Annotated in this window: 20 protein-coding genes; 8 read left to right on the top strand and 12 right to left on the bottom strand. The window is 66.5% G+C overall.

Going from position 1 to position 19,534, the window contains the following annotated elements:
- Positions 1 to 11 precede the first annotated feature (11 nt).
- The 4 genes from AC3WMU_RS13150 to AC3WMU_RS13135 all read right to left on the bottom strand — a co-directional run bounded on the left by AC3WMU_RS13150 (position 12) and on the right by AC3WMU_RS13135 (position 4,034).
- Entirely contained in the window at positions 12 to 908 is an 897-nt protein-coding gene (locus tag AC3WMU_RS13150; RefSeq protein ID WP_100220456.1) for a glycerophosphodiester phosphodiesterase, read from the bottom strand.
- The gene (locus tag AC3WMU_RS13145) at positions 898 to 2,502 is read right to left on the bottom strand and encodes a hypothetical protein (RefSeq protein WP_492282453.1); all 1,605 of its coding nucleotides are present in this window, start codon (positions 2,500 to 2,502) and stop codon (positions 898 to 900) included. The genes AC3WMU_RS13150 and AC3WMU_RS13145 overlap by 11 nt, the downstream gene beginning before the upstream one ends.
- Before the next feature lies 1 nt (position 2,503).
- A complete protein-coding gene (locus AC3WMU_RS13140) occupies positions 2,504 to 3,400 on the bottom strand; it encodes a hypothetical protein (RefSeq protein ID WP_492282452.1) in 897 nt (298 codons plus the stop codon).
- A gap of 172 nt (positions 3,401 to 3,572) precedes the next feature.
- Positions 3,573 to 4,034, bottom strand: a complete 462-nt coding sequence (locus tag AC3WMU_RS13135) for a hypothetical protein (protein ID WP_088588816.1) — start codon at positions 4,032 to 4,034, stop codon at positions 3,573 to 3,575.
- A gap of 175 nt (positions 4,035 to 4,209) precedes the next feature.
- On the opposite strand from AC3WMU_RS13135, the gene AC3WMU_RS13130 reads away from it, so the two are divergent.
- The 5 genes from AC3WMU_RS13130 (at position 4,210) to AC3WMU_RS13110 (ending at position 8,088) form a co-directional block, all read left to right on the top strand.
- Positions 4,210 to 4,788 carry a hypothetical protein gene (locus AC3WMU_RS13130; protein WP_492282451.1) on the top strand — a complete coding sequence of 193 codons (579 nt, stop codon included), beginning with the start codon at positions 4,210 to 4,212 and terminating at the stop codon, positions 4,786 to 4,788.
- Positions 4,789 to 4,899: 111 nt separating this feature from the next.
- Entirely contained in the window at positions 4,900 to 5,565 is a 666-nt protein-coding gene (locus AC3WMU_RS13125) for an RNA polymerase sigma factor (RefSeq protein ID WP_492282450.1), read from the top strand.
- A 2-nt stretch (positions 5,566 to 5,567) separates the two neighbouring features.
- A complete protein-coding gene (locus AC3WMU_RS13120; RefSeq protein WP_492282449.1) occupies positions 5,568 to 6,188 on the top strand; it encodes a hypothetical protein in 621 nt (206 codons plus the stop codon).
- An 8-nt stretch (positions 6,189 to 6,196) separates the two neighbouring features.
- The gene (locus AC3WMU_RS13115; RefSeq protein WP_006225915.1) at positions 6,197 to 7,636 is read left to right on the top strand and encodes a caspase family protein; all 1,440 of its coding nucleotides are present in this window, start codon (positions 6,197 to 6,199) and stop codon (positions 7,634 to 7,636) included.
- 62 nt (positions 7,637 to 7,698) lie between these two features.
- Positions 7,699 to 8,088, top strand: coding sequence for a SecDF P1 head subdomain-containing protein (locus AC3WMU_RS13110; protein WP_088588811.1), 390 nt, complete (start codon positions 7,699 to 7,701; stop codon positions 8,086 to 8,088).
- 18 nt (positions 8,089 to 8,106) lie between these two features.
- On the opposite strand, the gene AC3WMU_RS13105 is transcribed toward AC3WMU_RS13110, so the two are convergent.
- Genes AC3WMU_RS13105 through AC3WMU_RS13085 form a run of 5 tightly spaced genes read right to left on the bottom strand, consistent with a single transcriptional unit; the run spans position 8,107 to position 12,769 of the window.
- Entirely contained in the window at positions 8,107 to 9,312 is a 1,206-nt protein-coding gene (locus tag AC3WMU_RS13105) for an acetyl-CoA C-acyltransferase (protein WP_006225913.1), read from the bottom strand.
- A 16-nt stretch (positions 9,313 to 9,328) separates the two neighbouring features.
- On the bottom strand, positions 9,329 to 10,906 hold the full coding sequence (locus AC3WMU_RS13100) for an aldehyde dehydrogenase family protein (protein WP_492282448.1): 1,578 nt from the start codon (positions 10,904 to 10,906) through the stop codon (positions 9,329 to 9,331).
- 20 nt (positions 10,907 to 10,926) lie between these two features.
- Positions 10,927 to 11,412 (bottom strand): acyl-CoA thioesterase, encoded by a 486-nt coding sequence (locus AC3WMU_RS13095; protein ID WP_492282447.1) that lies wholly within the window; start codon positions 11,410 to 11,412, stop codon positions 10,927 to 10,929.
- Complete coding sequence (locus tag AC3WMU_RS13090; RefSeq protein ID WP_454678018.1) at positions 11,409 to 12,284, bottom strand: SDR family NAD(P)-dependent oxidoreductase; 876 nt, start codon at positions 12,282 to 12,284, stop codon at positions 11,409 to 11,411. The genes AC3WMU_RS13095 and AC3WMU_RS13090 overlap by 4 nt, the downstream gene beginning before the upstream one ends.
- 5 nt (positions 12,285 to 12,289) lie before the next feature.
- Complete coding sequence (locus AC3WMU_RS13085; protein ID WP_035213629.1) at positions 12,290 to 12,769, bottom strand: MaoC family dehydratase; 480 nt, start codon at positions 12,767 to 12,769, stop codon at positions 12,290 to 12,292.
- Between the two features lie 219 nt (positions 12,770 to 12,988).
- On the opposite strand from AC3WMU_RS13085, the gene AC3WMU_RS13080 reads away from it, so the two are divergent.
- A complete protein-coding gene (locus tag AC3WMU_RS13080) occupies positions 12,989 to 13,630 on the top strand; it encodes a TetR/AcrR family transcriptional regulator (protein WP_006225908.1) in 642 nt (213 codons plus the stop codon).
- Between the two features lie 45 nt (positions 13,631 to 13,675).
- Here AC3WMU_RS13080 and AC3WMU_RS13075 read toward each other — a convergent pair whose 3' ends face one another.
- A complete protein-coding gene (locus AC3WMU_RS13075; protein WP_424625587.1) occupies positions 13,676 to 15,298 on the bottom strand; it encodes an AMP-binding protein in 1,623 nt (540 codons plus the stop codon).
- 172 nt (positions 15,299 to 15,470) lie between these two features.
- Here AC3WMU_RS13075 and AC3WMU_RS13070 point away from each other — a divergent pair, with 172 nt between their 5' ends.
- Together AC3WMU_RS13070 and AC3WMU_RS13065 are read left to right on the top strand one after the other, a co-directional pair.
- Positions 15,471 to 16,202: an enoyl-CoA hydratase/isomerase family protein gene (locus AC3WMU_RS13070; protein ID WP_280029981.1), complete on the top strand. Its 732-nt coding sequence runs from the start codon at positions 15,471 to 15,473 to the stop codon at positions 16,200 to 16,202.
- Positions 16,203 to 16,253: 51 nt separating this feature from the next.
- On the top strand, positions 16,254 to 17,462 hold the full coding sequence (locus tag AC3WMU_RS13065; protein ID WP_088588803.1) for an ABC transporter substrate-binding protein: 1,209 nt from the start codon (positions 16,254 to 16,256) through the stop codon (positions 17,460 to 17,462).
- Between the two features lie 10 nt (positions 17,463 to 17,472).
- On the opposite strand, the gene AC3WMU_RS13060 is transcribed toward AC3WMU_RS13065, so the two are convergent.
- Both AC3WMU_RS13060 and AC3WMU_RS13055 read right to left on the bottom strand, forming a co-directional pair.
- On the bottom strand, positions 17,473 to 18,147 hold the full coding sequence (locus AC3WMU_RS13060) for a lysozyme inhibitor LprI family protein (RefSeq protein ID WP_492282446.1): 675 nt from the start codon (positions 18,145 to 18,147) through the stop codon (positions 17,473 to 17,475).
- Between the two features lie 38 nt (positions 18,148 to 18,185).
- Positions 18,186 to 19,232 carry a hypothetical protein gene (locus AC3WMU_RS13055; protein ID WP_492282445.1) on the bottom strand — a complete coding sequence of 349 codons (1,047 nt, stop codon included), beginning with the start codon at positions 19,230 to 19,232 and terminating at the stop codon, positions 18,186 to 18,188.
- Between the last annotated feature and the right edge of the window lie 302 nt (positions 19,233 to 19,534).

Raw genomic sequence — 19,534 nt, 5'->3', positions numbered from 1 at the left:
GATCTCGTCGCCTAACCGCCCATCGTCCGGCAAAACGCCTGCGCATCACCGTCGATGATCACGCCCGACGGCAGATAGCCTTCCCTTTGCTTGGTCGCACGCAGTTGCTGCGCCAGCGCGGCGTCGCCGCCGACCGCGTAGACGAACACCCGCACCGATTCCGACGCCGCGTCGCGCAGCAGCTGGGGATTGGCAGCTAGCGTCAGGGCGTCCACGTGCACGCCGACCGGCGCGCCCACGGTTTTCGCCAGATTGGCCAGCCACGGACGGGTGAGCTTGGGCGCCGTGGCGCGCTGCGACACGTACTTGCCCAAGGGGTTGGCGCTGACGGATTCGGCATTCCGGGGGTCAAAGACGATCAGCCCCAGATAGCCTTGGCGGTCGGTACCGCGCACGCAGCGCAACGCCTCTGGAAAGGCCGACGTAATCATCCAGTTGCCGTGCGGCAGCGATTGCTTCATGCCGGCGACCAGTTGGCTGACCGGCGCGCAGTCGCGGTAGACGACCTTTAGTTCGGCGTTGAACGTCTTGGCGGGTTGGGCGGCTGCAACCCGCAGCGCGTCGTCCAGGAACGGCGGCGGCGACCCGCCGCCCTGCCCCATCAGCTTTGCGCCGCGCCAATCGGCGCTGTTCAGTTGCAGCACGGCCTTGCGTCCCACGCCGCCTACCGTCCTGCCCGTAAGCACGTCGTGATGCAGCACCCAACGGCCGTCCTGCAAGCGCTGCATGTCGATTTCGACCCCGTCCCAGCCGCCCGCGTAGGCGGCGCTGATCGACGCCAGCGAATTCTCGGGCAACGTCGGCGCGCCGCGATGGGCGTGCACCTGCATGCCCAGGCAGGCGGCGCTGGCGCCGGACACGGGCAGCACGGCGGCAAGCAGCGCTGCGATCAAGCGCTTAACTCGCATCGCCGTGGTATCCATACTTGATGCCGCCCAGCACGCGTGTGCGCACCGCCTCGTTGAAGGGATAGGTATAGGCCTGCCCCACCACCACCACGTGCGCAATGTTGGCCAGCACGCGGCGGCGCAGCGCCTGGCCGGCCGACTCATCATCCCGGCCGGACTCCGCGCGCGACATTTGCTGGAACAGTTCGCTCTGGGTCACGCCGTTCTGCATGAAGGAAAACGCAGTCCAGACGCATACCAGCGTCAACACCAGCGCCAGGCCGGCTGCGCGCGTCGCAGTGCGGCCCGGCTCCTGCCCGGCAGGCGTGCGCACCCACACGACCAGCTTGGCGATCAGATACAGCAGCTTGGCGAAGTGACCCACCGCGCCCAGCAGGGAAAACAGCAATGCCACCGGCGGCACGATCGCCGCCCGCGCGGCATCCTGGCCCAGCTTGTAGTGCTGGCCGCCCCGGCCGAAGTCTTCGTTGCGGGCGGAAAAGCGCGGCATCGCCTCGTCCACGGCGCGGTCCAACATGCCGTCGTACAGGCGCTTGAAGCTGGCCGCATCGGTGTAGTTGGCGGCCACGCTCATGCTGGCGGGCACCATCAGGGTCTGGCGCAGCAGCTTCTGCACGCCGGGACGCGCCACGAAGTCCTCGTACGATAGCCCCGGCGGAATCGCGTCCCCTTCCACATGGACGGTGCGGCTGCGCATGGTCTTCCAATATTGCTGGGCCACTGCCTCGTTGAAGGTGGCGCGGTCATAAGGCTGCCAGTCGCCCGGCACCGGAATGCGCTTGCGCACGTCCTGCACCACGCGGCCCTGATAGCGCGCCGGCACGCTCTCCGGCGTCCAACCCCGCTTGGACAGGTTCCTGCGGTAATCGCTCCAGGCACGGTCCTGCTCGCGCGCCAGGCCGATGTCGTTGCCCACCGGCACGCCCGCATACTGCTTCCAGCGATCGGCGACTGACTGCATCACGCTGGTGTAGACCTGGTGATAGCCGCGGATGCCCGGCGCCGTCATGCGGACGTCGCGGCCATCAAACGTGAAGGTCTTCATCTGCCGTTGCAGATCAGTGCGGATCACCTGGCGCTTCTTGGGTTCGACCTTCTCGTCCAGGTTATCGATATTGGACAGCAGCACCTGGAACACGGCCAGGAACGCCTTGCCCTCGGGCCGCGCATAGACCTCGTCGTCGACCAGGCCGTCCAGATGCAGGTCGCCCTGCACCAGCGACCGCTGCAGCAAGCCGGCGTTGGCGGCGATACGGCGGAAATCCCCGTCGCGGCTATCCACCAACACGTTCACAAGCCCCTTGATGGCGCTGAACACCAGCAGCGCGGTCACGACGCAGGCAACGCCTATCTTCAGGTATGACGGCTTTCCGCCGGTGCGCAGGCGCCGGGTCAGCAGCAATTGCAGCACTACCAGCGCGGCGGCAATGCCGGACAGCGTGCGGCCGAAGAACTCAAGCTCTTCGATGTCGTGCGGCGTGGCGCGGCTGCCCACCACGTCCAGCAGGCGCGCATTGAATCCCAGCTCGAAGCTGAGATAGATGACCGTCAGGACGATCAGGAAAAGAAGTTGGCGAATCTGGGCTTGCCGCACGTCAGTCCCTCAGGTCAAGACGGGTCGAGGTGATTTCCTCATCGGGCAGGTCCAGCTTGGCGGGCGTGCGCGATGCGCTGCCCGCGCGCGGCGCGGGGCTGGCGGCCGTGGCAGGCCCATCGCCTCCCGGCACGCGCTGGGGCGGCGGCGGAACGACTCGGCCGGCGGTCTGCGTTTGGCCCTGGGACTGACTGCCCGCCGGGTTGTCGACGGGCGCCGTCCTGGCGGGCGCGTCCGGCGTGGCGGGCCGTCCGGGCTTGGGCGTTTTGCCCGGCTTGCCGGATTTGCCGGTCTTTGCAGCCGGGGCCGCAGGCGGCGGGTAGACGCCGTACAGGCGCAGCGAGTCCAGGTACCCCGGCGGGTATAACGATTCGTCGGCAAAGGGCTTGGCGCGCGGATTCAGGCCGGCCACCGCCTTGACGTCACCCCGGCGCATGCGGCCGTCCTGCGTGTAGACGAACCGCTCGATGTTGGATCCCTTCGGAAAATCGAAGGTCATGGCGCTGCGGTCGTCCTGCACCAGCACCGCCGGCCGGTCGCGGCAATTGCCCAGGTCCCACGACAACACGTCCGACCCCTCGATCGCCAGCACCGTGTAGCGGTAGTCGCAATTGCGCCGTTGCGTCTCGATGACGACCACGGTGCGCGGGCCCACGTTCTCGGTGCGCGCGACGCGGGCCGAGTCCACGTTGTTCAAGGGCACCACGCGCTGGTTGCCCGACAGCTTGACCGAGAAGTTCTTGCCCTCGCGGCGCAGCGTGCCCTGCCCGCCGTCCTGCAACGGGAACTGGCCGATTTCGGTACCGAAGAGGGCGGCGGTGTCGACGCCATAGACCAGCCCGCCACGGGAATTGGTCTTGACCGCGCATGCGCTCAACCCTCCCAGCAACAACAGCATGGTCACAAGGCGAAAGATCAGGGAACGGAGTAAGAGCGGGCGCATCGACATCATGATGGTGGCCGGATATCGCGCAGCGGCAAGGCGCAATTTCCGTCAAAGCCCTGCAATGTATCTCAAAGTTACAGCGCAGGGCCAGGGTTGTTTCAATTCCGCGCGGCCGGCGCGCGTCTCAACCCGCAGCGGCCTGCTTGAGTTCCAGCGCGTCTTTCACCAGTTCGCCAGCGCAGTGGCGGATGGCCGACACGCAACGCGTCACGATGGCGCGCAAGAGCACTTCGGCGGGCAGCGTATCGGACGGGGCAACAAAGCTCTCTACGGATGCCGACACGCGTCCAGGCTTCGGACCGCGGTCTTGCTGCAGGCTCAGCTTGACCGCCTTGCAGCGGTTGTTCACCGCATTGACCACTTCCAGCAGTTGCGCACGGGTCAGGCCCAGTTCATCCGCGTCCACGAAGCTCGGGTAGACCAGGCGCAGGAATTCCGGATCCGACTCGCTCAGGCTGAAGAACATGGTGCCCAGGTCGGGGTAGCGAAACAGCACGTCGCCATCTTCATCAATACGGGCGACCAGGCCCAGTTCTTCTTGCACCACGGTCTGGTACAGGGCGGTCAGCGGGGTGGGGTTGGACATATTTCGACTCTCCGTGTGGATGGATGGCGGCGGGAAAATCCGCGCCCTTGTCCCCTGCTACGCACCAAGCCGGGAAAGGTTCGAAAAATTTCTTCGAAAAATAAATCGAACCTTTTCGTGCGCCGCGCATAGCGACAGATACAGGCATCCCCGCCCGAACCAAAAAGGAAAGACCATGCAAGGCAAAGAGGCACGCGACGTATTGAACCAGGCCAAGACCCACGGCGCCCGCTGGGCCGCCACCGCCGCCCAGCGCGTCAATCGGGGCGACGCTGCAGGCGCGCTGCTGTTCCTGCTGGCCACCACGGTGTTTTCGGTGATCACGGTGCGCATCATGGGCTCGAACGCCAGCCTCAGCTTCTATGACATGCTGCGCATGCAGAACGGCGGCAATATCCAGGGCGCGCACGGCACGGGCGCCGGCATCTATGCACTGTTGTGGCTGCTGGCGGTCGTCGGCCCGTTGCTGCCGTCCCTGCTGCCACACCGCGCCGCCCGGTTCGGCTATTTCGTGCCGCTGGCCTTGTGGCTGATCGTATTGGCCGGCGTGGTCTCGCAAGTGCGCGAAATCATGGACGCCACCCGCCAGTTCGCCGGCTTCATGGGCAACTCCCGCGCCAGCCGCAACATGGCCGGCGATATGGCGTCGTCATTGTGGAGCAGCCTGAGCTTCGGTTTCGGCTTTTACCTGTCGTTGGCCATCGTCGTGGCCTTCACCGTCCGCGGCGTTGCCGTGCTGCGCCGCCGCGCTTGATTTTCCGCCCCTGCGCGGCTAAGGTGCCGCAGCCCTCGCCCCGGAGGGCTGCGGCATTTTCCGCCGATGGGCTGACGTTCCGCGTCCAGTTCGACACCAAGAATCTGAACCATGAACACGCTCGACCCCAAGCGCTACGTCATCAACAACGTCGACGCGCTGCTGCGCATCATGCATGCCGATCCCCGCTACGCGCTGGAATTCCGCAACAAGGCCGAGCAGCACATCACGTTGAAGCTGCGCAAGAAATTCTTCAACACCTCGCCCGAAGGCGTGGTGGACGCCTTCAATAACGCGCTCATGAAGTTCCTGCAAACGCGCACGTTCAAGGACGAAGGCTTCCAGCACGGCCAGCCGGCCGGCGGGTGGGCCGCGCACGAACTTGCGGTCAGCAAGCTGGGCGGCTATCTGTATCGGGGCTCGCTGCACGAACTGATCCAGATGCATCGGCGCACGCGGCTTGAAGTGCAGTGGACCCGGCCCGAAGGCGACGGCGGACAGGACGACAACATCTTCGACGACGCCGAAGACGTGGGGGACCCCTCCCCCTTCGCCGACCCCGCACACGCGTACGAGCACCTGTCGCTCGTCAAGCGGATGCGCGATTGCCTGAACAAACTGAGTGACACCCTGCGCGCCACGATGTTCCTGTATCTGGACGAGATACCCATGGAGCAGATCGCCCGCCAACAGGACTTGCACGTGCCTACCGTCAAAAGCCGCCTGCACGCCGCACGCAAGCTCGTGGCCGAATGCACGCGCAAAGGAATGGACTGATCATGTCTGAAGACCGAGTGCTGTCCTATTTGTCGGGCGAGCTCGACGGCGACGCCCGCCGCGCCTTCGAAACCGACATGGCGCGCAACCCCGCCCTGCAAGCCGAGGTCGACGAATGGCGCAACCTGGCCCAGGCGCGCCAACTGGCCCATAACGACATCGGCCGGGCCGACCGCGATTCCGCGTTCCTGCGCGCCTTGGCCGAACGCCCGCCCCCCGCGCAGCCCTTGCCGTCCCGCGCCCGCCGGTTGTGGCAATGGCGATGGCCCACGCCCGCCAGCCCGCTGATGCCGCTGGGCTGGGCGCTGGCGATCATGCTGTCGGTCATGGTGGTGCAGCAAGCGCCTCTGGACGTGTCGCCGGATTTGCCCGCGTCCGACGGCGTGCTGACGCGCGGCGGCGGCTCCTGCCCGCGCCTGGTGGTGGACCTGCCCGACGCGCTCACCGCCAAACAGCTGCGCAACACCTTGTCCCAGTACGACGTGTCGATTGTGGACGGCCCCGACGCCGACGGCCGATACGTGCTGAGCGCCGCGCGCGAATCTTCGTTGCAAGACGCCGCCCACGCGCTGGGCGTGCTGTCCGCTACCCCCGGCCCGGCCGGCGTTTGCCCCCGTCAATGAGGCCAGGCATGAAGACGAATCCGTTTCCGGTTGCAAAGTCCGAGGCGATGCCCTTGACCCGCCGACGGCTGCTTGCCGCCATGTTGGGCGCGGGTCTGTTGCCGCTGCACGCGGGCGTGATGGCCAACCCCGCACCCACCGCCGCCAAGCGTCGCTACGCGCTGGTCATCGGCAACGCCCGCTACGCGGTGCCCGCCAACGCGCTGGTCAACCCGGTCAACGACGCTCGCCTGATCGCCGAGTCGCTGCGCAAGCGGCAGTTCGACGTCACGCTGCTTACCGACCTGACCACCGCCCAAATGGAAACCGCCGTCGACGAGTTCGCCACACGCGCGAAAGACGCTGATCTGGCGCTGGTGTACTTTGCCGGCCATGCGGTGGCCGTGGACGATGTGAACTATCTGTTTGGCGTGGACCTGGCGTTGCCCCTGGGCGAAGTCCGCATCCGCACCGCACAGCAAAGCTCGCTGAGCATCAAGCGCGTGTCGCAGGCGCTGCGCCGGGCCGACGTGCGCGCCAGGCTGATGGTGCTGGACGCGTGCCGCACGAATCTCACGCGCGGCGCCCCCTCGGCGGGCCTGGTTCACACCGTGCCGGCGGGCGGCGAACTGATCGCGTTTTCGACGCAGCCTGGCGCCACGGCCGAAGACGGCTTTGGCAACGAAGGGCCGCGCCATAGCCCGTACGCGTATTACTTCGCGCAAGGCCTGGACTCCCTGCCCGCGTCCGCCCCGGTCGAGAATTTCTTCAAGCAGCTGACAGGCGATGTGCAAGTCGCCACCGCCTACCGGCAGATTCCGCACTACGCCAGCAGCCTGGTGGGCACGGTCACCTTCACCACACTGGCCGACGGCCAGACGCCCGCCGTGCCGGGTGGCAAGCCCGGGCAAGCCGGCCGCGGTCCCTCGCCCACGTTGGGCCGCGACTTGATCAAGGCGCGCATGAGCGCGTGGGAATTTGAAATTGAACGGGGCGCGAAGTACTTGGACGAGCCCAGGCTGGCCTCGCTGCAAGCGCGTGCCAAAGCGGGTGACGTGGTCGCCATGACCACATTGGGCCTCATCGCCGAAAACGGCGAACACGTGGAGCAGGACTACAAGGTGGCGGCCCGGTGGTATCAGCGCGCTGCCGACCAGGGCTTCGCCCCCGCGCAAACGTACCTGGGCGAACTGACCGGCATGGGCCGGGGCGTGCCCAAGAACTACAACGTGGCTGAACGCCTGTTCCGCGAGGCCGCGGAAGCCGGCCACCGCCGCGCCGCGCTCGACCTGCTGGACGTGCGTGCGCGCATGGGCGAACCGATGAACCCGCAGGAATGGATCAGCGTGCTGCAAGACGCTGCGCTCAATCCCCTGGGCATGCCCGCCCCAGGTATGCCGCAGATACAGGGGCTGCCCGAAATGCCCTGGATGCGCCCGCCGGTCATGCGTACGCCCGGCCGGCCCTGAACTCGTCGGCGCGGCGCACTTCGGCTAGGATGGAGCTATTGTCCCCGCCAAAGGAAACTGCCATGCCCTTGATGAAGCATCTGGCCTGCGCCGCCGCCCTGGCCTTGTCGCTGCCCTTGGCCGCGCACGCCGAAACCGTCACGCTGCAAGCCGCCAGCGCCACGCCCAGCGCCGACCCGCACACCGGCGCCCGCGTCGTTGACGTGGCATTGAAACCCGATAGCCAAAAGGCCCTGGCCGACTTCACCCGCAACCGCGTGGGCAAACGCATTCAGCTGCGGTCAAACGGCGTGCTGCTCACGTCCGCCACCTTGCAAAGCCCGCTGGAAGGCGACAGCTTCCGCATCACGGCAGGCGAACACGGCTTTGCCGGCAAGAGCGCCGAAGAGATCGCGCAAGGCATCATGAAAGACGGCGGGCTGACCGTGGACGACGAGAACGTCGCGAAATAACGCCCTGCGGCCATCCCCTCAGGGAGTGATTTCGAACAGGCCGGCTGCGCCCATGCCGCCGCCCACGCACATCGTCACCACCGCATAGCGCACACCGCGCCGGCGGCCTTCGATCAGCGCGTGCCCCGCCATGCGCGCCCCCGACATCCCGTAGGGATGGCCGATGGAAATGGCGCCGCCGTTGACGTTCAGGCGCTCGTCCGGAATGCCGAGTTGATCGCGGCAATACAGCACCTGGCAGGCAAAGGCCTCGTTCAGTTCCCACAGGCCGATATCGTCGACCTTCAAGCCGTGCCGCGCCAACAGGCGCGGCACGGCATGCACCGGCCCGATGCCCATTTCTTCGGGGCCGCAGCCGGCGACCGCCATGCCGCGGTAAGTGCCCAGCGGCTTCAGGCCCCGCCGGCGCGCCTCGGCGGCTTCCATGACCACGCAGGCCGATGCACCGTCCGAGAGCTGCGACGAATTGCCGGCGGTGATGTGCTGGCCGGCCTCCAACCGCTGGCCGTTCTTGAAGACGGGTTGCAGCTTCGCCAGGCTGTCCAGCGAGGTATCCGGGCGGTTGCCTTCGTCGCGCGCCAAGGTCATCGACTGGGCCGACGTCTGGCCTGTTGCGCGGTCCGTCACCAGCATGACGGCGGCAAGCGGCACGATCTCGTCGTCGAAGCGCCCGGCGGCCTGCGCGGCGGCCGTACGTTGCTGCGAGCGCAACGCATACGCGTCCTGCGCGGCGCGGGGAATGCCATAGCGGCTGGCCACGATCTCGGCCGTTTCCAGCATGCTCATGAAGATTTCGGGTTGCTCGCGCATCAGCGCCTCGTCGAACCAGCGGTGGCGATTCATCGTGTCGTTCTGCACCAGCGAGATCGACTCCAGGCCTCCGGCCACGACGATATCCATGCCTTCCTGCGTCACTTGCCGCGCGGCCGTGGCAATCGCCATCAGCCCTGACGCGCATTGCCGGTCCAGCGTCATCGCGGGCACCTGCGCGGGCAGGCCCGCGCGCAGTGCCGCCTGGCGCGCCACGTTCATGTGCGTCGTTCCTTGCTGCAAGGCGGCGCCCAGGATCACGTCCTCGACCTCGCCCGGCGCCACCCCCGCGCGCGCCACGGCGTGCGAGATCGCGTGGCCGCCCAGCGTAGGCGCGGTCGTGTCGTTGAACGCGCCGCGATAGGCCCGGCCGATGGGCGTGCGGGCGGTTGAAACGATGACGGCTTCTCTCATGATGGTTTCCTGTGTCTTAGCGATGCCAGACGGTGTGGCTTTGTTCGCGTGCGAATTGGGCGACGTAGTACGGCCCCAGGCCGCCCTTGCCGGTCATGCCTGAACCCTTCCAGCCGCAGAACGTCTGGATGCCCGGCCAGGCGCCCGTGGTCGCTCCGCTGGCCCGGTTCACATACAAGGCACCCGCCTGGGCCCGGTTCAGGAACCTGTCGATCTCATCCTGCTCTTGCGCATAGCAGCCGGCGGTCAGGCCGTAGTCCACCGCATTGCCGTCGTCGAGCGCTACGTCGAAATCGGTGAACGGCAGCACCGAGACGAAGGGCAGGAAGAGTTCCTTGCGGTTCAGCCGGTGGTCGGCCGGCAAACCGGCCGCGACAGCGGGCCGCACATAATGGCCATAGGCCAGCTCGCCCGCGCTCAGGCGGCGTCCGCCCGCCAATAGCCGGCCGGCCGCCCTGACGTCTTCGCAGGCCGTGCGGTAGCGCCGCCACGCTGCTTCGTCGATCACGGGCCCCATGAAGACGCCGCGCTCGCGCGGGTCGCCCACGGACACGTCCTCCGTGGCGGCGCAAAGCCGGTCCAGGAAGGCGTCGTGGATGCTGGCGTGCGCATAGACCTTGGACCCCGCCGAACACTTTTGCCCTTGCAACCCGAAGGCAGAACGCACCACGCCTTGCACGGCCGTATCCAGATCGGCGCTGGCGGTGACGTAGGTCGGGTTCTTCCCGCCCATCTCTGCGATGACGGGCCGCGCATGGCGGCCCGACGCCACCGCCTGCAGCAAATCCATGCCCACTTCAAGGCTGCCCGTGAACGCATAGCCGTCGACGCCCGCGTGATGCGCCAGCATCGCGCCCGTCTGCGCCCCGCCGAATACGCCATTCACGCAGCCCGACGGCACGCCGGCACCGTCGCAGGCGCTCAACAGCAACGCGCCGGTCAGCGCGGCGCGGGGCGACGGCTTGTAGACCACGGCATTACCTGCCAGCAGTGCCGCGCACACCATGTTCACGGACAACGCCAGCGGGAAGTTGAAGGGCGCGATCACCGCGAACACGCCGTAGGGGCGCAACACGTCGTGCGTGCTTTCATTGTCGAAGGCGCGCGCCAGTGGCTGCCGGTAGCCGTCGCTGCGTTCTGCCTGATCGCAGTAATAGCGGATCAGGTCGACGGCTTCCTCAGCTTCGCCCAGCGCTTCCAGCCGCGACTTGCCGATTTCGATCATCGTCGCCATGGCGAAGTCATACTTGCGTTCCGACAGCACCATCGCCAACCGGCGCAGCACGGCGATGCGCGCCGCCCACCCCCGCGCGGCCCAGGCTGGTTGGGCGCGGCGCGCACTGGCAATCGCCTGGTCGACCGTGTCCGCGCCCGCGCTGGGAAAACGTCCGACCAGCAACCAGTGATCGATCGGCGAATACGACTCCTGCAAGGGCTCGCCCGCCACCGCGCGTCCATCGAAGCGATGCCGGTAATCCAACCCCAGCATGCGCGACTCGAAGTCAGGCAGCCGCTTGTCCAGCAGGTCATGCACGGCGGAGAAGTCCGTGTGGATGTTCGAGTACGTGACGCGGGGCAGGGTGTGGTCGATCACGATCGCTCCTGGGCGGCCGTTCAGGCGGGCGCCGACACGCGCAACAACGGCTCCAGCGCGCGCCGCAAGACAGGCGGCAATTCAACAGGCTGGTTGCTGGCGCGGTCGACATACGCGTGGGTGTAGCTGCCCTGTGCGGCTGCAGTCCCGTCTTCGCCGCGGAACAGCGCGAACTCATAGGTCACGCTGGTGCGGCCCAGGCGGCCCACGCGCAACCCCAATACGACGCGGTCGGGAAACGACACGGGACGGAAGTACGAGGTCTGGCTATGCACCACCAGGCCGATCACGTCGCTCTTGTTCAGGTCCAGCACGCCCAGTTCAACCAGCGTCTGGTTGACCGCCGTATCGAAGTATTCGTTGTAGACCACGTTGTTCATATGGCCATAGACGTCGATGTCGCGTAAACGCGTGGTCATCGGCAGCAGGCGCGGATACTCGCTTCGGGCGTGCGGCGCCGCGCGTGGCGGCTGCGTGGGGGATTGCGACGGGGCATGGGCGTTCATGCCGCCTCCTGCGCGCGCTTCAAAATGCGGGCGACGTGCGCCAGGCCCTCGGGCGGCTCGATCATGCGGGCCAGGCTGGCGATCTCGTCGAAATGCGCGGCAATGCTTTCGGGCGTGCGTTCGCCTTCAGGAAAATAGACGCCTTCGCTTTCCACGATGGCAAGGCGCGCATAGGTCCCCGCGCCGGCCAGCAGCGCCGTGCGGCTGGGCGCGGCCTCGGCCACCAGGAACAGGGCGGCGGGCGTCACATAGGCCGGGTCCAGCGCCCGCAGCGCGTCCGCATCGAACATTTCGGCCGTCATGCGAGTGGCGGCGGTGGGCACCAGCGCATTGACGTGAATGCCATGCTTCTGGCCTTCCAGGTGCAGCACGTTCATCAGGCCGACCACACCCGCTTTCGCGGCGCCATAGTTAGACTGGCCGAAATTGCCATACATGCCCGACGTGGACGTGGTCATCAGGATACGGCCGTAGCGCTGCTCGCGCATGATCGGCCACACGGCACGCGCGCAGTTGGCCGAGCCCAGCAGATGCACGTCGATCACTGCGTTGAAATCGTCGGCGCTCATCTTGGCGAAGGTCTTGTCGCGCAGGATGCCGGCATTGTTGATCAGGATATCGACGCGGCCCCAGGCATTCATCGCCCGCGCCACCATGGCGTCCATGGCAGCGCTGTCGCAGACGTTGCCGCCATCGGCGATGGCCTGGCCGCCCGCGGCCAGGATCTCGTCGGCCACGGCCTGCGCCGCGCCCCCGAAGTCGTTGACCACCACGCGGCAGCCGCGCGCGGCCAACTGCAGCGCATGGCTGCGGCCCAGCCCCTGGCTGGCGCCGGTCACGATGGCGACGCGTTCATCGAAGCGAATGCTCATGGGGTTCATCCTTGAAGAATGGTCATGGTGATCCAGTCGGCCACCAGCGCGGGACGCGCGGCGCCCTCGATCTCGACGGTGACGGCATACCGGGTGGTGAACTCACGCGCGTTGCGCGGCGTGAACTCGCTCAGCACGAATCGGCCGCGCACCCGCGCGCCCACCGGCACCGGCGTCAGGAAACGGACCTTGTCGAAGCCGTAATTGATGCCGATGGCGCCCTCGAAGGTCGGCAACACCTTCTGGCTCAGCGCGGTCAGCAACGACAACGACAAAAAACCATGCGCGATCGGCCCGCCGAAGGCGCTTTCACGGGCGGCGCGTGCCGGATCCACATGGATGAACTGGTGGTCGCCCGTCGCGTCGGCGAACAGGTCCACCTGCGCCTGCGAAATGGTCACCCACTCCGACACGCCGATTTCCTGCGACACCTGGTCGGCCAGGGCTTGAGGGCTGGAAGGGGCTTGAACAAGGTCTGTGGTCATGGGCAGCAAAGGAATGGCGAGAAACGGGCGCGTCGCGGACCGCCACATGGGCGCATCAGGACGCGAAAACATACCGAGTAGTATAAACTTCGATTTTCTGATTTGTACAGCCGGTCGGACCGTCCCGCGAGTCCGTGCAAACCCGCCCGCCACACGGTGTGGGGACAGGCAATTGGCTAAACTGGCGCTTTGCCGCAACGCATGGATGGAGAAAGGCGCATGAATGGGGAACCTACGGTGACGGCTGCACGCGATGACGGCATGGGCAATATCGAACTGCTGACCGCGGCGGCCGAGTGCTTCATGGAGCAAGGGTTCCACGCCTCCAGCATCGACGACGTCGCGCGCCGGCTGGGGGCCACCAAGGGCCGGGTCTATCACTACTACCGGTCCAAGACCGATCTGTTTTTCGACGTGCACCGCGAAGGCATGCGGCGCAATTTCGAAGCGGTGCGCCCGGTGATGAAGGAAAAAGGCACCGCCGCGCACCGGCTGGCGCTGATGCTCAAGCACCATGCGCTGTCGATGATGGAGAACCTGGCGTTCGAAACGGTCGTGGTGCAGGGCGTGCACATGCACCGCCTGGGCGCCACCACACCGGCCCAGCGCCAGACGCTGGCCGAACTCATGACCATCCGCGACGACTTCGAAGCGCTGTTCAAGCGTGTGGCCTACGAAGGCGTGGAAGACGGGTCGCTGGCCATTGACGACGTCTCGGTCGCGGTCAAGGCGGCGCTGGGCGCCATCAATTGGCTGGCCGTCTGGTACCGGCCGCGCCTGGGCGAAACACGCGACGACCGCGAAATCCTGGCCAACAAGGTCGTCCACACCATCATCGCCGGCCTGGGCGCCCGCGCCTGAAGGCGGCGGCCCCGCCCCGTCTCGGGGCAGAGGACGCCCCCCCCTTCACGCCAGCCGTTCGCGGCGCAGTCGTATGCCCGCCGCATCCCGGTCCCACGTACCGTCGGCCAGTCCCTCGCTGCGCAGCACGTGCTTTTGCAGCTTGCCGCTGGCGGTCTTTGGCAACTCCTCGACCACCCTTACATAGCGCGGCACCATGTAGTGCGGCACGCGCTCGGCCAGCCAGCCGATCAACGCGCCGGGCTCCACCTGCGCCCCCTCTACGGCCGTCACCACCGCCAGCACTTCGTCCTCCCCGTGCTCGCTAGGCACCGCCACGGCCACGGCCTCGCGCACAGCAGGATGCGCGCAGATCTCGCCCTCCAGCTCGAACGACGAGATGTTCTCGCCCCGCCGGCGGATCACGTCCTTCAAGCGGTCCACGAAGAAGAACGTGCCCGCTGCGTCGCGCCGGAACGCGTCGCCCGTATGGAACCAGCCATTGCGCATTGATGCGGCGGTGGCGTCGGGATTGCGGTAATAGCCGGTGAACAACGCCCAGGGCCGATGCGACCGGATCAGCAGTTCGCCCACCTGGCCGTCCGGCACCGCGCGGTCCTGCGCGTCGCCCACGCGCAGCTCGAACCACGGCCGCGGCTTGCCGCAGCGGCCCGCTTCGGTCAGCCCGGGGCCGGCGCTCAAGGGGCTGGCGATTTCAGTCATGTTGTAGACCGTGTACAAGTCCACGCCGAAACGCGCCTGGAATGCCGGGGCGTCTTCCCCGAACGGCACGATGAACGCCTTCTTCAGGGTGTGCTCGCGGTCGCGCGGCGACGGCGGCTGCTTGAGCAGGAAGTTGGCCATGACGCCCAGCAACAGCACCACCGTACTCTCGGTATCGCGGATCGCGTCCCAGAACTCAGCAGTACGGAACTCCGGCACCATGGCGATCGATCCGCCGTAGGCCAGCATCGCGTACACGTACAGAGTGCTGCCGCAGTGAAAAATGGGGCCCGCGATCATGCAGCGATCATCCGGGGTGATGCAATCGAAGGCGTCTGGCCCCATGGTGTAGAGCTGCACGTAGGACGTGACGACACCCTTGGACAGACCCGTGGTCCCGGACGTGTACATGATGGACTGCATGTCCCAGGGTTCGATCGGCGCCTCGGTCGCCAGCAGATCCGCCGCGGGTTCCCCCACCCCGTCCACCAGCCCCGCGAATGACACGCCGGGCGGCGCGGCGGGCGGCGCCGCGCCCTCGCCCGTCAGCAGCACGCGGGTCAGCGCGCCGGGCGACAGCGCCTGCAAGCGCTCGACCAGCGCCCGATGCGCCAGCATCAGCGAAGCCTGGGCGTTCTCCAGCACGTGCTCCAGGGGCCGGCCGCGCAGCGCCGTGTTCAGCGGCACGTACACCGCTCCCAGGTAATTGATGGCGAACCAACTGGCCAGCAGCTCCGGCCCGTTGCCCATCCAGCACAGCACCCGGTCCCCCTGCTTGACGCCTTCGCGGCGCAGCGTGGCCGCGCGCTGGCGAACCTGGGCCAACGTCTGCGCATAGGTCCACGTTGGGCCGCCATAAAAACGGACGAAGATTCTTTCCGGTATCTTTTTGGCCTGACTCTCCAGCAGATAGCGCAGCACGCACACCTGGCGTTCGGGAACGGCCGCCCGAGCCTCGTCGTTCATCAATCGTCTCCTCGTTTTGTTATTTCGCTTTATTTTTCATGACTTTTCCGCCGCTATCCAGGACTGGCGAATGCGGACTTACCCGCACACTCCCTGCCAGACAGCCGGCGAAGTCTTGCGACTTTCAACATACTTGGTAGTATATCCACGAACTAAACGCCAAGGACAGCGAATGAGCATGGTTTCAATCGAGCGCGACGAGGACGTGGCGGTGGTGCGCTACGACCGCGGCGGCAAGGCCAACGCCCTGAATCTGGCGGCGATCGACGCCTTGATCGACGCCGCCGGCGAACTGGCGCGCGACGACCGCGTCCGCGCCGTCGTGCTGACCGGCACGCCCGCCGTCTTTAGCGCGGGCATCGACCTGAAAGACCCCGCACTCTGGAACCACGACGATCCCTTGATGACGCAGCGCGCGTTGGCGCGCGGCGAGGCGTTGTGCCGCGCCTGGAGCGAGCTGCCTCAAGTGACCATCGCCGCCATCGAAGGCGCGGCGGTCGGCGGCGGCGCCGTGCTGGCGCTGGCTTGCGACTGGCGCGTGCTGGGCGCCGACGCGTTTCTACGCCTGCCGGAGGTGCGCCTGGGGCTGCCGCTGGCCTGGGGCGGGCTGCCCCGCCTGGCCAGCCTGGTCGGCCCGGCGCGCGCCAAGCGTGCGCTCTTCACCGACTTGCGGCTGGATGCCGGCACCGCCGAAGACTGGGGGCTGGCCGACCGCGTCACCCCCACCGGCGAAGTGCTGCGCACCGCCACGGACCTGGCGCGGGAAGCCGCCGCCTGTCCGCCGCTGGCGCAGCGGCTGACCAAACGCGCCATCGACGCCCAATTCGACGCCAACGCCTACGCCCACGCGCAGACCGATCAATTCCTGTTGTGCCATCTGCTGTCCCCCGCCACTGCCGTTTAGATCCGCCTTTTAGACCCGCCTCAGAGCGGGCACCCATCCTGGAGGAAAGACATGAAACCACTGCTTAGCGCCCTGCTCGTCGCCTGCGCCTTCGCGCTGCCGGCCGCGCATGCGCAGTCCGACAAGCCCATCCGCATCGGCGTCCTGACCGACCTGTCCGGCATGAACGCCGACCTCTCGGGCCAAGGCTCCGTCGAAGCCGCCCGCATGGCCGTCGAAGACTTCGGGTCCACCGTGCTGGGCCGCAAGATCGAAGTCATCGCCAGCGATCACCAGAACAAGGCCGATATCGGTTCCGCCACCGCGCGCCGCTGGATCGACCAGGACAACGTGAAGGCCATCGTCGACGTGCCGACCTCCTCGGTCGCGCTGGCCGTGCAGGAAATCACGCGCACGTCCAACATCGCGTTCCTGGCCTCGACCGCCGGCACCTCGGACCTGACGGGCAAAGCCTGCTCGGCCTCGACCGCCCAATGGACCTACGACACCTACGCGCTGGCCAACGGCACCGGCCGCGCACTGACGGAGTCCGGCATCAAGAAGTGGTACTTCCTGACGGCCGACTACGCGTTCGGCCATGCCTTGCAGGCCGACACGGAAAACGCCGTCAAACAGGCCGGCGGCCAGACGCTGGGCGCGGTCAAGCATCCCCGCGCCTCAAACGACTTTTCCTCGTTCCTGCTGCAGGCCCAGGCTTCCAAGGCCGAGATCGTGGCGCTGGCCAATTCCTCCGGCGACACCACGATGGCCATCAAGCAGGCCAATGAATTCGGCCTGATCAAAGGCGGCCAGAAGCTGGCCGGCCTGCTCATGTTCATCACCGACGTTGACGGCGTGGGCCTGGAGCAAGCGCAGGGCCTGGTGCTGACCACCGGCTTTTACTGGGACATGGACGATCGCACGCGCGACTGGACCAAGCGCTACGCGGAACGCATGAAAGGGCGCGTGCCCACGATGGCGCAGGCCGGCGTCTACTCTTCCGTGCTGACCTTCCTGAAAGGCGTGAAGGAAAGCAACTCACTAGAGGGCGACGCCGTCATGAAGCAAATCCGCGGCATGAAGATCGACGACATGTTCGCCCGCAACGCCTACCTGCGCGAAGATGGCCGGCTGGTGCACGACATGTACCTCGTCGAAGTGAAGAAGCCCTCGGAATCCAAAGCGCGCTGGGACTACTACAAGATCCTGCGCACCATCCCGGGTGAGAACGCGTTCCGCCCGCTGAACCAGGGCGGCTGCCCGCTGGTCGCGGCCAAGTAGGCGCCCCGGGTCAGCGGACCGCGAACCAGTCGCCGGACAGGCTGCCGTTCATGCCGCAAAAAGGCGGGCCGAAGCCGTCGTCTTTGCCACCGGCGGGCGGCACTTCGCGAACCACCAGGACGGCGCCGCGGCGCGTCAGCGCGAGCACCCATGGCGCACCGTCCTGATAGGTGACGTTCAGGGTGTCACCCGAGACGTCCGCGTTGCCGCTCAAATCGCAGACCCAACGGCCGTTGTAGGGTTGGGCCGAGTTGGCCGCCACGAACAGCTTGCCGTCGGCGGTCTGCGTGATCTCGATTTCACCTTCGATGTTTTTCCACTTGCCGACAAAGCCGGCAGGCGGCTGCGGGTTGATGGCCTTCAGGAACCGCAGGCGGTGATCCATGCTGGTGGCGATCTCTTTGAACGGCGTGCTGCCCGAAAAAGGTTCGGCATAGACCCTGTCGCGCACGCTCAGGAAATAACGCTGGTCGGCAGTCAGCGATTTGGCCGCATCGGCGTCAAGCTTGCCGCGCACCGCGTTGTATTGCTGCGCGATGGCCGCATCCTGGCCGCCCAGCACGGAATTCCCGCAAAGCGACTTTTCGACCGGCGTGGTGGCTTTGGCGCAGTTAAACGAGGGCGCAGCCGCCGCAGCGCCGCTCGCGATGGCCAACGATGCTGCAAGGACCAGATGACGGATCACGGTGTGAAGTTCTCTAGATAGTAGAGACGGTCGACAGCTTACTTCCCGCTGCCTATCGACAGCGGCACGCCCCAGATCGGGTCTTCCATGCCCTGCTTGCCCAATGGCGTGATCTGCATGGGTTGCAAGGTGGACAGCAGTTGCCGGTGCGCATCGCTCAGGTCGCGCTGCGCGATGAGCTTCTGGGTGAAGTCCATGGGCGCCGGGCGCGTATAGACGGTGAAGTCTTCGAGGGGGCACTCGATCTTCTTCGGATCGACCGCGCGGCAACCCGACTGCTTGTACTGGTAGCTGGGCGTCTTCATGTGCACGCGTTGACTCAGCACAAAGTGGCCACCCTTGAGTGTGAAGCTGCCCAGCGCCAGCTTCGGCGCAAGGCGCGACGCCACCTTGATTGCGGGAATGTCCCGCGAATCCGTTTGCTCGTAATAGCCGGCGCGAGAGCCCTGCGTGGTCTCGGTGTATTGCTCTTCGCCCCAACTGACGCAGGCGCCCGTGCCCCGATGCACCGCCGTGCAGACCGTGCGCGTCTTGAGCTGGGTGCCAGTGGTGCCTTCGTGCCAGTTGGTCTCTTTGTAGTATTCGCGATAGAGCTCCGGCGACAGATACGCGGTGCCCTTGGCGCCACGCCCCGAGCCTGCCGGACCGCTGCGCGCGCCCACCTGGTCCAGCAAGGCATTCAGCTTGTAATCGTCGCCACCCGTCAGCAGGTATTTACCGGGAGGCAAGATATGCACCTCGAACGCCTTGAACAGATACGTGGCGTCCTTGTCGCGTTGCAGCGCATTGTTCTGGAACTTGCGGCCGAAGGTGATGTTCGGCATCTGCTCATGCGTGAAGATCACATTGCCGGTCCATTTCATCATGGACTCCGCGTCGTTCAGCGTGGCATGCGGCATCACGTCGGCCACCAGCACCACCGCCATGTTCGATTTCAGCGCCTTATCGATCAAGTCCAGCAGCTGCGCATAGCGCGGATCATCCATGGTGCCCTCGCCGTGCGAATCCGGCACGGTCACGCACCCCGACAAGGCGAGCGCAAGCATCAGGGCGGAAAGGGCAACTCGCGGTCGCGGCAGCGTCATGGGATCGGTCCTTGGATGAGGCAGAGTCAGATGCGTGACCGCGCATCCTACTGATTTGGAATGACGCCGCAACCACCGGATCGCGCAAAGAAACATGGCCCGGCCGGCCGTCACGCGCACCTTTAGACATGCCCCCGCTTGCCTGCGCGAAGGGACGCCCCGCTGGAATCAAGCCCTGGCGCGGGCTGCGCCTATGCCGAGGGCCACGGACGGCGCCATGCGGGCGCTGACGACCCATCACGAAGGGCGTAATTTATTGTTGCGAGTGTTTCGCACGGGCCGGCGATAACGGTCCACAGAGG

This window comes from Achromobacter sp. FW305-C-13 (genome assembly GCF_058783475.1).
Note: the sequence above shows the minus strand (reverse complement) of the source record. Positions and strands in the feature narration are given on the sequence as shown.

Bases quoted from the DNA above. Each gene is read 5' to 3' on its own strand.
- AC3WMU_RS13150 (WP_100220456.1), bottom strand. From the start codon at position 908: ATGCGAGTTAAGCGCTTGATCGCAGCGCTGCTTGCCGCCGTGCTGCCC.
- AC3WMU_RS13140 (WP_492282452.1), bottom strand. From the start codon at position 3,400: ATGCTGTTGTTGCTGGGAGGGTTGAGCGCATGCGCGGTCAAGACCAAT.
- AC3WMU_RS13135 (WP_088588816.1), bottom strand. From the start codon at position 4,034: ATGTCCAACCCCACCCCGCTGACCGCCCTGTACCAGACCGTGGTGCAA.
- AC3WMU_RS13130 (WP_492282451.1), top strand. From the start codon at position 4,210: ATGCAAGGCAAAGAGGCACGCGACGTATTGAACCAGGCCAAGACCCAC.
- AC3WMU_RS13125 (WP_492282450.1), top strand. From the start codon at position 4,900: ATGAACACGCTCGACCCCAAGCGCTACGTCATCAACAACGTCGACGCG.
- AC3WMU_RS13120 (WP_492282449.1), top strand. From the start codon at position 5,568: ATGTCTGAAGACCGAGTGCTGTCCTATTTGTCGGGCGAGCTCGACGGC.
- AC3WMU_RS13115 (WP_006225915.1), top strand. From the start codon at position 6,197: ATGAAGACGAATCCGTTTCCGGTTGCAAAGTCCGAGGCGATGCCCTTG.
- AC3WMU_RS13110 (WP_088588811.1), top strand. From the start codon at position 7,699: ATGCCCTTGATGAAGCATCTGGCCTGCGCCGCCGCCCTGGCCTTGTCG.
- AC3WMU_RS13105 (WP_006225913.1), bottom strand. From the start codon at position 9,312: ATGAGAGAAGCCGTCATCGTTTCAACCGCCCGCACGCCCATCGGCCGG.
- AC3WMU_RS13095 (WP_492282447.1), bottom strand. From the start codon at position 11,412: ATGAACGCCCATGCCCCGTCGCAATCCCCCACGCAGCCGCCACGCGCG.
- AC3WMU_RS13090 (WP_454678018.1), bottom strand. From the start codon at position 12,284: ATGAGCATTCGCTTCGATGAACGCGTCGCCATCGTGACCGGCGCCAGC.
- AC3WMU_RS13085 (WP_035213629.1), bottom strand. From the start codon at position 12,769: ATGACCACAGACCTTGTTCAAGCCCCTTCCAGCCCTCAAGCCCTGGCC.
- AC3WMU_RS13080 (WP_006225908.1), top strand. From the start codon at position 12,989: ATGAATGGGGAACCTACGGTGACGGCTGCACGCGATGACGGCATGGGC.
- AC3WMU_RS13075 (WP_424625587.1), bottom strand. From the start codon at position 15,298: ATGAACGACGAGGCTCGGGCGGCCGTTCCCGAACGCCAGGTGTGCGTG.
- AC3WMU_RS13070 (WP_280029981.1), top strand. From the start codon at position 15,471: ATGAGCATGGTTTCAATCGAGCGCGACGAGGACGTGGCGGTGGTGCGC.
- AC3WMU_RS13065 (WP_088588803.1), top strand. From the start codon at position 16,254: ATGAAACCACTGCTTAGCGCCCTGCTCGTCGCCTGCGCCTTCGCGCTG.
- AC3WMU_RS13055 (WP_492282445.1), bottom strand. From the start codon at position 19,232: ATGACGCTGCCGCGACCGCGAGTTGCCCTTTCCGCCCTGATGCTTGCG.